Below are 14,029 nucleotides of genomic sequence, written 5' to 3' on the forward strand. Positions count from 1 at the left end.
AGAGTCATTTTGACCAAAATTAAAAGAAATTATTACAGAAAATAATAAAAATGACTTTAATTTTAACGCTGTCTCTCAATAAAAAAATCACATTACTTATGTACCATGTGATAAATAATTACATATAGTAATATCTATTGATTACTTTTATGTTTTAAAATATCTACAATAACCTCCTTAAATATTTTTCTAATACCAAACAAATCTACCCACATAAATACTACAATATTAACACTTCTGCTTGATAACATAAATTAATCAGGCGCATTTGCCATTATATCTACTGATGCCGTAGTTTTAGGAAACGCAATCACCTCCCGAATGTTCTTAGAACCAGTTAGTAACATAGCTATCCGATCCAATCCAAATGCTAAACCAGCATGTGGAGGCGCTCCATATTTTAATGCATCCATGAAATACCCAAATTTTTTTTTCTGATCGTTTTGAGTAATACCTAAAATGTTAAATACCGCTTGTTGCATATCAAATGAATGGATACGCGCTGATCCACTACCAATCTCACAACCATTAATCACCATATCATAAGCTTCTGAAATTACTAATAACGGATCTTTCTTTAACATTTGAACATCACAATTTTTTGGAGAAGTAAACATATGGTGCATAGATGTATATTCTCCATGACAGTTCTTTTTAAACATCGGGAAATCTATTATCCATAGCGGAGCCCAAGAATCTTTCTTAATTAAACAAAGATCATTACCTAATTTTAATCTTAAAGCACTTAACATTTTTGTGATAAATTGGTTTTTATTATCATTAAACCCAACAAACAAAATATCATTACTTTTAATATTAGTTTTATTTAAAATAATATCTAAAGTTAAGTTATCTATAAAATTAGTGACTGATCCTTGAATCTCTTTTTTAGTAATATCATTGTCACTAAATTGAACCTTAACCCACAGTAATTCCTTCAAACCACATTGTTTAGAATAATAAATATACTCATCGATCTGTTTTTGTGTCAGTTGTCTACCATTAGGCACCTTCATAGCTATTGCCTGTACACCAATATTATTTGCTCTAATAAATGACAACCTATTTTGTGTTGAATTAAATAAATATGATACATCAAACATTTCTATTGGATTTCTCAAATCTGGAGCATCAGATCCAAAACGCTGCATTACTTCAGAATATGTAAACTGCGAAAATACTCCCAATTCTACGTTTAAAATTTCACGCCAAATGATACGAATAAAAATTTCCATAAGTTCTCGTATTTTTTGTGTTGTCATAAAAGAAGTTTCAATATCTATTTGCGTAAACTCTGGCTGACGATCTGCACGTAAATCTTCATCCCGAAAACATTTAGTAATTTGATAATATCTATCAAAACCAGAAACCATTAATAATTGTTTAAATATTTGAGGTGATTGAGGTAAAGCATAATTTTTACCCGCATGTAATCTACTAGGAACAATATAATCACGAGAACCTTCTGGAGTAACTTTTGTTAACATCGGTGTTTCGATATTTAAAAATCCTTCTAATTCCATAAAACGATGCACAATTGACATAATACGCGATCGAGTTTTTATTCGATCAAACATAATAGAACGTCTTAAGTCAAGATAACGATATTTTAGTCTATTTTCTTCAATATTATTTTTACTAATATCCAATGGTAATGGATCAGAAATATTAAGAATAGAAAATTTTTTCGCTACTACTTCAACAGCACCGGTAGATATATTACTATTAATTTGATTTTTAGGGCGGGCGCGCACCATACCTATTAACTGTATACAAAATTCTTGTTTCAATTTAGCAGCAGATATACACACTTCTTTGTTTTGATATACATCAAAACAAACCTGTATACATCCCTCTCTATCACGTAAATCAATAAAAATTAACCCACCAAAATTACGATATTTATTAATCCAACCGCATAATGTAACTTCTAAACCTACATGGGACAAATTCAATTGACCACAATATGCAGTACGCATACGAATACCTCTAATCATGAATATCGAATTGAATAATATCTATTTTACAGAAAATTACATATCAATTAAGCACATGCATATTATAACTTACAAAATACATACGCTTTTTTCAACAATTCATAAAAATAAAACTATTTCCAACATGATGTGAATAATTTGATAAAAACATTATAGAACCTTTTTCTACACTATACTTAAATTTGTTTAAATTAACCGTAAATTAAATTTACCTTATATTTATTTAAATAAAATTACAACACTTAATTATTTAAAATAAATAATACACAACAAAACCATATACAAGGATACATATGTATCCTTGTATATGGTTTTTATTTATGATATTTTTATTACAAATAGAATTAAATCTTCAATTATATGTGAAATAAAATATATTTTATTTCACATATAATTGTGACTATTTATTTTTCAAAAAAATCACATCAGAACATTATATAATTATCAATAATGATTCAACAATCTCAGTGTTATAAGCACTAACATGAATATATCGAACAAATGAAAAAATAACTTTACAGATATTTATACAATTACAAAATATAGTTTTACTATATATCAAAAATCAAATTATATTACTAATATAGAAATAATATATGTTTAAAACACTTATATGAATATTCAAAAATTTTTACTAAAAAAAATTCATAGAGCTTTACTTGCAATTACAAATGAATCATTTTTTCATCTGATACAAGTACAACAATCAACAAAAAGAAAATTTGGAAACTATCAAATTAATGGATTAATAGCTATCTCTAAGAAATTAAATATACCTATAGAAGAATTCGCTAAAAAATTCATACAGTTTATTAATTTAAATGATGTTGCTCATACAATAAAAATTGAAAAACCAGGATTTATTAATATATTTTTAAACACAAAATGGATATCCAATCAAATTAATAATATTTTTTCCGCATCTCATTTAGGTATTACTCCAGCTACACCAAAAACTATTGTTATTGACTATTCTGGGCCAAATGTTGCAAAAGAAATGCATGTTGGGCATTTACGTTCAACTGTTATCGGAGATAGTATCGCACGTGTCTTATCTTTTTTAGGACATAATGTCATTCGAGCCAACCACATAGGGGATTGGGGCACACAATTCGGTATGCTAATCGCCTATATAGAAAAAAATGCACAAACTAGATTTTTATTAAATAAAACTATACAATTATCTACGCTAGAACATTTTTACCGAGAAGCTAAAAAAAAATATGATATTGATCCTGATTTTGCTGAATTGTCCCGAAATTATGTTCTAAAATTACAAAAAGGCGATAAACATTATCGTCAAATATGGAAATATCTAGTAGATATTTCCATATTGAACAATCAGGACATATACGTACGATTGAATATTAACTTAAAAAAAAGCGACATTATAGGAGAAAGTTTTTATAATGATATGCTGCCTGATATTGTGTCAGATTTAAAAAATAAAGGCTTAGCCGTCACAAGTAATGGAGCTACTGTGGTATTTCTCGAAAATTATCATAACAAACTCGGTACTCCTTTTGGAGTCATTATTCAAAAAAAAGACGGAGCTTATTTGTATAGCACTACTGATATTGCGTGTATAAAATATCGTTGCAAGGTACTACATGCCGATAGAATTATTTACTATATTGATTCTCGACAAAAACAACATTTAATACAAGCATGGGAAATTGCTGATAAAGCAGGTTATATAGAAAAATCAGTCTTATTAGAACACCATATGTGTGGTATGCTGCTTGGAAAAGACGGTAAACCATTTAAAACGCGAGCTGGCAATGCGTTGAAATTAAAAACATTATTAGATGAAGCTTTAGAACGCGCCCGTTGTTTAATATTAAGCAAAAACCCTAATTTAAAATATACTGAAATTAATAAACTAGCACATATTATTAGTATCGGAGCGATTAAATATTCTGAGCTATCAAAAAATCGTATTACAGATTACATATTTGATTGGAATAACATGTTAAACTTCGAAGGAAATACAGCTCCTTATGTACAGTATGCATGTACCAGAATTTTTGCTATTTTTAAGAGATCTAAACAACCTAATTTTCAGTTAAAAAAAAACGATATTCAATTAGAAACTGAAGAAGAAATATTGTTAGCAATTTGTTTACTTCAATTTGAAGAAATGATTGTTGCGGTATCAAATCAAGGTGCTCCTCACATACTATGTTCTTATTTATATAAATTATCCGTATTATTTTCCTCCTTTTACGAAAACTGTCCCATTATCAAAGCACATAATACACATATAAAATATAGTAGATTAAAATTAGCATTAATTACTATGCGTACTTTGAAAACAGGATTAAATTTGTTAGGAATTAAAACGGTAAGATATATGTAAAAATTAATATATCTTTTATTACATTAATATAAATCTTTACTCAAAAAAATAAAATCTTTTAAACGCATCCCTACACACCATAACATTATACCATAACTACTGCTAACTAATATCAAAGCCCCTATCATTCTAATTAATCTATACAAGATATTTCCTTGATCCCAACTAGATACATACATTAATAATCCCAAACATACTATACACATTACAAAAAGAGCAATCATTAATTGACAACAAAAACATAACCATCCAGATTGCAATTGAAATAAATATTTTTTTTTAAATTTCCAATATAACAACCCCGCATTTAGCCATGCACCCAAACTGATAGAAAAAGAAAAAACAATATGCTTTAATGTATTAATGCATACTAAATTTATAAATTGAGTAAAAAAAAGAACAATAACAACTATATACGCTGGAGTTTTAATATCACGGAGCGCATAAAAACCAGATGTTAATACTTTGGTAAAAATTAATCCAGGCAAACCTATTGCATACGCAATTACAGAATACTGTGTCATTAACACATCAAATTCTAAAAATTTCCCATACTTAAACAATGTTATTACTAACGGTTCAGACAAAACACCTAAAATAAGAGCACTAGGTAAACTTAATATAAAACATAATCTTATACCCCAATTCATTAAATAAAAATAATCTCCATAATTTTTCTTAGAAATAAAACGAGATAAATATGGCACTAAAATAGTGCTTAATGTCACACCAAAAACTCCAATAGGTAATTCCATTAACCTATCAGCATAATACATCCAAGAAACAGAACCATCTCTTAAAAAAGACGCAAAAACAGTATTAATAATTAATGATACTTGACTACTTGAGACCGCAATCACAGCAGGCACCATGGATCGACATATTCTATATACCCTATTATCATAAAGTTGCATTTTTGGGATAACTAACATATTAATTTTTTTTAAAAATAACAAACAATAAACACACTGTAATATCCCCCCTACAATAACTGACCAAGCCAATCCAATAATAGGAACATGAAAACATGAATATCCCATAAATAACATATAACTTATCATGCTAATATTTAAAAAAATAGGAGTAAACGCTGGAACCAAAAAAAAATTACAAGCATTCAAAATCGCCCCCATTAATGATGTCAATGACACTAATAAAATATAAGGAAGCATCACTCGAAACATCTCAATAGTCATAATAAATTTTTCTGAAGAACTATTAAAACCTGGAGCAATAACCATAATAACCCAAGGTGCTATCAGTAAACCAATGAATACTACAACAGTTACGGTGAATATTAACAAGGCAGATACTCTAGAAATAAATACTCGTATTTCTTCTTTACTTTCTCGAGATTGATATTCTGATAATATAGGGAGAAAAACTTGATAGAATGCTCCTTCAGCAAAAATACGTCTTAATAAATTAGGCAATTTAAAAGCAATAAAGAATGCATCTGTCATAATACTAACTCCAAACATTCGAGCTACGATAGTATCTCTAATAAAACCTAAAATACGAGATAAAATAGTTATAAAACTTATCGCGGTCAAAGACTTTAACAGATTCATCATATTCAAAATATTTAGCATTCAGTATTAACACAACAACACAAAAACACTATTTTTTTTTATAACTTAAACGATTGCTCCAGTTTTATGTACAATTTTAAAATTATTTCCACGAAAGAACATTTAAAAATGTTTTAAAAATCATATATTTAAAATACTAATACAATTCACATATAATTACAATTATTACATATCTCTGATATAGTATATGCATGCTAATACATATAAAACACAGTACTCATGAAAAAGAACCAATAAAAAGAATCATATTTCTTATTTCATATATTTCAAAAGATGATCATTTAAAATGCTCCTTTAATTTTTCCAAAAAATTAGTTATATATAAATAAATATGTCGCATATATGCATAATTTTTTTATATCTTCAATAAATATTGTTACACCTATTTTTTAAAATTTTATGCCTAAAATAACATATACAAAAAATAAAATGTAAACAATATCAATATTGATTGATGTAAATATCTTACAAGAAATAGAAGATACATATTAATTTTCATTACACTTAAAAATTAAAAAATTATAATTATTTTAAAATAATTTTCGTGCATACAGTAAATAATAATGTGTACGAAAATACATAAACGGTGACTCATGTACACAATATCTAAAGCTAGAAGATTGGGTAAATGTTTTTTAATTATAGATAACATGTTTGTAGTTATAGGGTTTTATGTTGTTTTTCCATTGATTTCAATATATTTTGTCGAACAACTAGGATGGGGCGCTTTCTTAGTAGGATTTGCTTTAGGATTAAGACAATTTATTCAACAAGGACTAGGCATTTTTAGTGGCGCTTTTGCTGACAAATTAGGAGCTAAGCCTATGATTGTATCCGGGTTATTCATTCGTACTTTGGGATTTATTATAATGAGTGTTGCAAACACCCCCTTACTACTATGTCTTTCATGTATGTTATCAGCATTAGGTGGCACGTTATTTGATCCTCCACGTACCGCACTAGTAATTAAATTAGTGCGTCCATGGGAATTAGGGCGGTTTTATTCTGTATTAATGCTAGAAGACAGTATGTGCGCCATCATCGGAATCGTGCTAGGTACATGGTTATTGCAATATAACTTTAAATTAGTATGTTTTACCGGAGCAATATTGTTTTTTATTGCCGGAGTGTTTAATGCCTGGCGGTTACCTGCATATAAAATTTCTAGTTCCCATGCTTCATTATTAGAAGGAATAAAAAAGGTACTTAATAATCAACGATTTGTAATTTATGTCTTCACTCTAACTGGTTATTATATTTTATCAGCTCAAGTAATGTTAATGTTACCCATTCGCATTCATGAAGTATCCGGTCAATTATCATATATCAAATGGATGTATATCATAGAAGCAATTTTATCTTTATTATTAATCATGCCTATAACTTGGTGGAGCGAGAAATATTTCAAACTAGAAACACGCTTGATGGTAGGATTAATAACTATGATAATTAGTTTATTTCCTATTGGATTAGTAAAAAACTTACATACTTTATTAATTTTAATTAGCTTATTCTATATAGGATCTATTATTGCCGAACCTGCAAGAGAAACTTTGGGAGCACTACTAACGGACTATAAAGCACGTAGTAGTTACATAGGTTTTAGTAAATTAAGTCTAGCTTTAGGAGGTACTGTAGGATATAGTGGTAGTGGATGGTTGTATGATATTGGAAAAGAACAAAATTTTACGCAATTACCTTGGATCATTTTAAGTATAATAGGACTGATTACGTTATTAGGACTATATTGTCAATTCAAATATTATTCTTTTCAATCTTTACTTAATAATAGTCATAATAAGAAACGTAAACTGTGATTAATAATACAACAACAATACGAATGCACCACTACCTACTAATTACTGGACCTTACGATGGATACAAATACAAATATTTTTTCATACCTAAACAAAAACATATGTACACAATGAACATCACTCAATTAATAAATAATTTGATTAATCATATTTAACTTCAATCAAACACAGCAAATTTTATAATTATTTTTTATTATTCTTTAATATGGTGAGGTGTCCGAGTGGCTTAAGGAGCATGCCTGGAAAGCATGTATACATATAATTTTGTATCAAGGGTTCAAATCCCTTCCTCACCGCCATAATCATATACATTCACATTATGATCTTATCTTCAGTATTTTTTAAGATGCCATTACTATATTGTCATATTTTTAAAATATAAAATCGATTATTAAATTATACTTATTAGTGCATCACTTCATTTACTTATGTGGGATTCCTATATATGAATACATAGGAATCCCACATAAGTAAATGAAAACCTTTAGATATCATCTCAAAAACATCACAATATAAATCATTATATGTGTTAAAATACAATGACAACAATCATATATACGCTAACTAACACCAACAATCATGTGATGCTTATAAATATCATCATTAATTATTCAATAATCCCAATGACACAAACAATTATACTCAAAAACACTCAATCCTTAACAAATACGATTTGTTCATATGGTTACTATAAGTACGACATTTAAAATGTCACACAATACAACACATTTTATACTCTCAAAAAATGACGGAGAGAAAGGGATTCGAACCCTTGAAAGATATTATTTCTTTAAAACGGTTTTCGAAACCGCTCCGTTCAACCACTCCGGCATCTCTCCCTATTTAAAAAATTCTCTAAAATATCACATATCCTTTAATATAGTATAATAATCTTTAAAATACTGTTATATATATCATAACCGTACAAATCCATTGTTGTGTCTATATGGAAAAGAAGGGATCAACACACAATCTGTATATCATAGGATATAAATTACATATATTTTGATACAAAAACACTATTTTCATACGTAATAATACCTTCTTGACTACTTTGATCATCATGAAGTACTTGTATTTTTTTTAATATTCCTATAAAATGTTACGGTTATGTGTTGGTTCCTCTGTAGTTCAGTTGGTAGAACAGCGGACTGTTAATCCGTATGTCACTGGTTCGAGCCCAGTCAGAGGAGCCAAATGACAAAATTAAGGGAATGTTTTTGCTTAATTTAATATTATTTAAATTTATCTGTAGTTTAAATAAAATTAAATAATTACTCTATCCCAGCTTGATGCAAATCATGCATGTTAATTGATCCAACTAATATTCCTAATTTGTCCACTACTGGCGCTGCGGTAATTTTCCTCTGATGCAAAGCTTTTAATGCTACACTTGCGCGCCATTCTTTCAGCATACAATATCCAGGCTTAGTCATAGCAATATCAACAGGATCATTGAGTGATTTACCTTGCACTATCCAACGCCTTAAATCTCCATCAGTAAATACTCCTGCAACACGATTGTGATTATCACATACAGCAGTTAATCCAAGACCAGTACGACTTAATTCAAACATAGCATCCATTACTGTAACTTTCCAAAAAACTTTCGAAATATTCTCTCCAGTACGCATCAAATGATGTACGCAATTTAACAATTGTGCTCCTAATCTACCTCCTGGATGAGATCGAGCAAATTGTTCTAAACTAAAACCCCTATGTCTCATAAGCGCCATTGTTAACGCATCACCCATCATTAAAGTATTAACTGTGCTTGAAGTAGGAGAAAGCTCCATAGGGCAAGCTTCTCTTTGTATTTTTATATTAAGAACACATGTAGCTCCTTTAGCTAAAGGAGAACTAATATCTCCAGTAAATGCAATCACCGGAATACCGCTATCTGCTAACAACGGCATCAAAGTGATTATTTCACAAGCACGACCTGAATAAGAAATAAACATTACTACATCTTGTGTTCCAATCATACCTAAATCACCGTGCAAAGCTTCTGCAGGATGAACAAAAAAAGCCGGAGTACCCGTACTAGCTAAAGAAGCAGCAATTTTTTTTCCAATATGACCGGATTTACCTATTCCAGAAACAGCAACCTTTCCCGTGCAATCTAACAACATACGACAAGCAAACACAATGCTTTCATCCAACCTGTCTAACATTCTTTGAGCTTCGTTAATTTCGATCTCTAAAGTTTCTTTAGCATATTCCAATAACAATGCATCATTAATTATTACCATAATTATCAAAATGATAAATGTAAAATCTATAACATCATAAACAACTCATATTTAATATAATTTACATCCTTCTTATACCTTCTTATAACATTGGAATATGTATATCTGCGGGGTATAATACAAATAACAAACATTCTAAAATAGATTTGATCTTAATTAACACAAACCCAACCAGAAACACAGAATAACATTCTGTATCAAAATAATTAATATTTACAAATAATTTAATCAACGTAAATATATCACAAAAATGTAATTTAAAATTAACAATCACCATATTATATTTTTATTAAATTACAATAATATTATAAATATGATATTTCATATTCCATTATCATAAATAAGAAACAATAATTCTTTTGTTTTTATAAACTCATTACCTCTGATACTTTATTTAGAAAATGAAGTATCTTACTTATTTATGTATTTAAATATTACACACATTTTCTATATAATGAAAATAAATATTTTTAAAAACCAAGAATCATCAAATCTAATCAATTGTAGATTCTTTAAAATTTTTTAATTTTTTTGACAACTCACGACGCTCTTTTGATAACTCTGCATTTTTTATAATATATTCGTCTACTCGATCTTCATAATCATTACGCATATTAGCAATAATAACTTGTATCCCTTCTATAGAAGTTTCAGACTTAATGTAATCACTTAAATCACCCAGCAATAACACTCTCTTTTGGTTATCACGAATTTTTTTTTCATTATCAACAATTTCTCGTTGCAGTTTATTTTTACGACGGAATATACGCACAAATTCTAATACATCATAAAATGATTGATTAACATCATCTCTCATAATCATATCCTATTTATATTTACTGCAAACATCCTTATACTAAAACTTCACATCCCTAATTAAATCAAACTAAAGATTAATGTAACAAATATTATCAGTATCATGTAATGTCATTACATATTGTAAACATTTATGATTAGACTATTAGTAATAATAATAAATTAAAACACCTATATATAATACATACATATATACAATTAAATCTAATTAAATTATTATAATTTTAATAAATAATTTGATGATTATTCAATCAAAACAACTCACATCATTATGCTAACACATATTAATGTATCACAACCTAGTTTTTTTATTTATGATTATGAAACTTTTGGCATCAATCCAGCACTAGATAGACCAGCGCAATTTGCCGGAATTCGTACGAATAACACATTAAAACCTATAGAAAAAGAAAAAATCTTCTTTTGTCGCTTATCAAATGATTATCTCCCCGATCCGCAATCCGTCCTCATTACTGGAATCGCTCCTCAAGATACCTTGCGTCATGGATTGATTGAATCTGAGTTCGCTCGTCGTATTCATCAACTATTTTGTATCCCTAAAACTTGTATTCTTGGATACAATAATATTCATTTTGACGATGAATTCAGTAGAAACATTTTTTATAGAAATTTTCATGACCCTTACTTATGGGCTTATCAGCGAGGAAATTCCCGATGGGACTTATTACACGTACTACGTGCCTGTTATTCACTATGTCCAAATGGCATTACATGGCCATTGAACATTCAAAATAAACCCAGCTTTCGTCTAAAAGATTTAACACAAGCAAATGCTATAAAACATCTCAGCGCACATGACGCTATGTCGGATGTCTACGCTACTTTAGAATTAACAAAATTAATAAAAGAAGCTCAGCCACAATTATTTCAATTTCTATTTGATCATCGTACCAAATATCAATTGCAAAAAATAATCGATCTAGATACCATGAATCCTTTGATATTTATCATGAACAAAATAAATAATAAATATAAAAATTTTATAACTTATATAGCTCCAATTTCTCGACATCCCATCAATCCTAACATTTTAATAGCATGCGATTTAAATGGTAATATAGATAATTTAGTTAATTTAAATATCAATACGATATATCAAAAATTGTACTCTAATCACATAACGATATATGATATTTTAAAAAAAATACCACTACGATTTATTCGATTAAATGCGTGCCCTATATTAATACCAATAAACTTTTTTGAAAAAAACAATATTAACACTACTTACACCATGCAGCTCTCTACCAATTATCGATACTGTTTAAAAAATTTAAATTTTATTAGAATGCATGAAAATAGCGTCTATCTACGTAATAAAATAAATACACTATATACCATTATAGGATCTTACATCAATCAAAAAAATATATATAATAATCTTCATGTAGACAGTCAATTATATCATAGACTCTTCAATAATTCTGATCGTAAAATAATTGAAAGCATCCGTAGAACTCATTCAAAAGAGTTGAAAAATTTATGCACTGACCACGTTGATACTCGTTTAAAACCACTCTTATTTTACTATAGAGCCCGAAATTTTCCTAATACTTTAAATTACCAAGAACAAAAAAAATGGTTGAACTATAAAAAAAATAAATTATTTAATACAGATCAATCAAAATCTTATAACGATAAACTAAATCAACTTCTGTCAATCTATAAATATAATGATCAAAAAATTACACTTCTACATTCATTACAAAAATATTATCAATATCTTTATGAAGTTCATTTTAATTTTTATTAAAAATTAGTTTTTAATTTTTTCATATATACATAATTCGGTATACTTTAATCTAAACTAGAATATATGAAAAAATTTGCAAAAAAAAATCACATAATTTACACTAACAATATACACTATATTACATTTATATCATGCGAACATACGCAATATATAATTACATATTCGGATTATTACATGATTACTTCTCAACTATGCAAGCTAATACTTGCAAAATAATTTTTAATTTAATTAAAACATTAATTATATACATATATAAATAAAATAACTTTTATAACATTCAACTCTATACAAATTTAATTATATTCGTTAATATATTAAGGTAATGAAAAATTTTCAATAGGAAGACTGTACTTCATATGTTAATTTATCATCATTACCCTGACTAAATCCTTCAAACACATTTAATAATAGAAATCTTTTTTAATATTTTGTTTATTAAAAATATCAAAGGTACTTCTGTTGCAAGAATTTTAAAAAAGTATTTAGTAATGGAAAATTGTTGACATAAGGTAAAATATCATGCTGGATAGATCGAGGTTACGAATAGCAATACAAAAATCAGGAAGATTGAGCAAAGAATCCCAACAACTTCTTGAACAATGTGGAATTAAAATTAATTTACAACAACAACGTCTATTAGCGTTTGCAGAAAACATGGCTATCGATATAATGCGAGTGCGTGATGATGATATTCCTGGTTTAGTTATGGACGGTATAGTAGATTTAGGTATTATCGGAGAAAATGTATTAGAAGAAGCCTTATTAACGAGACGATCGCAAGGAGATAATCCTTGTTACATTATGTTACTCCGATTAGATTTTGGAGATTGTCGGTTATCTATGGCCTTACCCATAGATGAACCATGGAATGGTCCAAAATCCTTACAAGGGAAACGAATTGCCACTTCATACCCACATCTTCTGAAACAATATTTAGATAAATTAGGTATTCATTTTAAATCTTGTTTACTAAATGGCTCAGTAGAAGTAGCACCACGTGCTGGATTAGCAGATGCAATTTGTGATCTAGTGTCTACCGGAGCTACCTTAGAAGCTAATGGATTACATGAAGTAGAAGTAATCTATCGATCTAAAGCATGTCTTATTCAACGATCTGGAGAATTATCCAACATAAAACAATCACTGATAAACAAATTAATAATTCGTATTCAAGGAGTAATCCAAGCCAGGGGATCTAAATACATCATGTTGCATGCCCCTGCTGAACAACTAGAGGAAATTATTAATTTACTACCTGGAGCAGAAAGTCCAACAGTATTGCCATTAGCAGGCAATCAACATCGTGTGGCAATATACATGGTAAGTAATGAAACATTATTTTGGGAAACAATGGAAAATTTAAAAAATCTTGGAGCTAGTTCTATTTTAGTATTACCAATAGAAAAAATGATGGAATAATAT

At 28.4% G+C, this 14,029-nt stretch carries 8 protein-coding genes and 3 tRNA genes; 6 read left to right on the forward strand and 5 right to left on the reverse strand.

Features of this window, described 5'->3' with window-relative positions:
* Window positions 1-254: 254 nt before the first annotated feature.
* Window positions 255-1,997, reverse strand: coding sequence for an aspartate--tRNA ligase (gene aspS / locus BPEN_RS02300; RefSeq protein WP_238374058.1), 1,743 nt, complete (start codon window positions 1,995-1,997; stop codon window positions 255-257).
* 613 nt (window positions 1,998-2,610) lie between these two features.
* On the opposite strand from aspS, the gene argS reads away from it, so the two are divergent.
* Window positions 2,611-4,356, forward strand: coding sequence for an arginine--tRNA ligase (gene argS, locus BPEN_RS02305; RefSeq protein ID WP_011282997.1), 1,746 nt, complete (start codon window positions 2,611-2,613; stop codon window positions 4,354-4,356).
* Between the two features lie 23 nt (window positions 4,357-4,379).
* Here the strand turns inward: argS and murJ are convergent, their stop codons facing one another.
* Entirely contained in the window at window positions 4,380-5,927 is a 1,548-nt protein-coding gene (murJ, locus tag BPEN_RS02310; protein ID WP_011282998.1) for a murein biosynthesis integral membrane protein MurJ, read from the reverse strand.
* 614 nt (window positions 5,928-6,541) lie between these two features.
* Between murJ and mdtH the strand changes: the two genes are divergently transcribed.
* On the forward strand, window positions 6,542-7,765 hold the full coding sequence (gene mdtH, locus BPEN_RS02315) for a multidrug efflux MFS transporter MdtH (RefSeq protein WP_011282999.1): 1,224 nt from the start codon (window positions 6,542-6,544) through the stop codon (window positions 7,763-7,765).
* Window positions 7,766-7,972: 207 nt separating this feature from the next.
* Window positions 7,973-8,064 (forward strand) — tRNA-Ser (locus BPEN_RS02320).
* A 450-nt stretch (window positions 8,065-8,514) separates the two neighbouring features.
* On the opposite strand, the gene BPEN_RS02325 is transcribed toward BPEN_RS02320, so the two are convergent.
* Window positions 8,515-8,604 (reverse strand) — tRNA-Ser (locus BPEN_RS02325).
* Window positions 8,605-8,885: 281 nt separating this feature from the next.
* Between BPEN_RS02325 and BPEN_RS02330 the strand changes: the two genes are divergently transcribed.
* Window positions 8,886-8,961 (forward strand) — tRNA-Asn (locus BPEN_RS02330).
* Between the two features lie 78 nt (window positions 8,962-9,039).
* Here the strand turns inward: BPEN_RS02330 and gutQ are convergent.
* Window positions 9,040-10,017: an arabinose-5-phosphate isomerase GutQ gene (gene gutQ, locus BPEN_RS02335; RefSeq protein ID WP_011283000.1), complete on the reverse strand. Its 978-nt coding sequence runs from the start codon at window positions 10,015-10,017 to the stop codon at window positions 9,040-9,042.
* A gap of 493 nt (window positions 10,018-10,510) precedes the next feature.
* A complete protein-coding gene (tmaR, locus tag BPEN_RS02345) occupies window positions 10,511-10,834 on the reverse strand; it encodes a PTS system regulator TmaR (protein WP_011283001.1) in 324 nt (107 codons plus the stop codon).
* A 270-nt stretch (window positions 10,835-11,104) separates the two neighbouring features.
* Here tmaR and sbcB point away from each other — a divergent pair, with 270 nt between their 5' ends.
* Both sbcB and hisG read left to right on the forward strand, forming a co-directional pair.
* A complete protein-coding gene (sbcB, locus tag BPEN_RS02350; RefSeq protein ID WP_011283002.1) occupies window positions 11,105-12,607 on the forward strand; it encodes an exodeoxyribonuclease I in 1,503 nt (500 codons plus the stop codon).
* Window positions 12,608-13,126: 519 nt separating this feature from the next.
* Window positions 13,127-14,026 (forward strand): ATP phosphoribosyltransferase, encoded by a 900-nt coding sequence (gene hisG / locus BPEN_RS02355; RefSeq protein ID WP_011283003.1) that lies wholly within the window; start codon window positions 13,127-13,129, stop codon window positions 14,024-14,026.
* The last annotated feature ends 3 nt before the right edge of the window (window positions 14,027-14,029 follow it).

Source organism: Candidatus Blochmanniella pennsylvanica str. BPEN, from assembly GCF_000011745.1.
Taxonomy (GTDB): domain Bacteria; phylum Pseudomonadota; class Gammaproteobacteria; order Enterobacterales; family Enterobacteriaceae; genus Blochmanniella; species Blochmanniella pennsylvanica.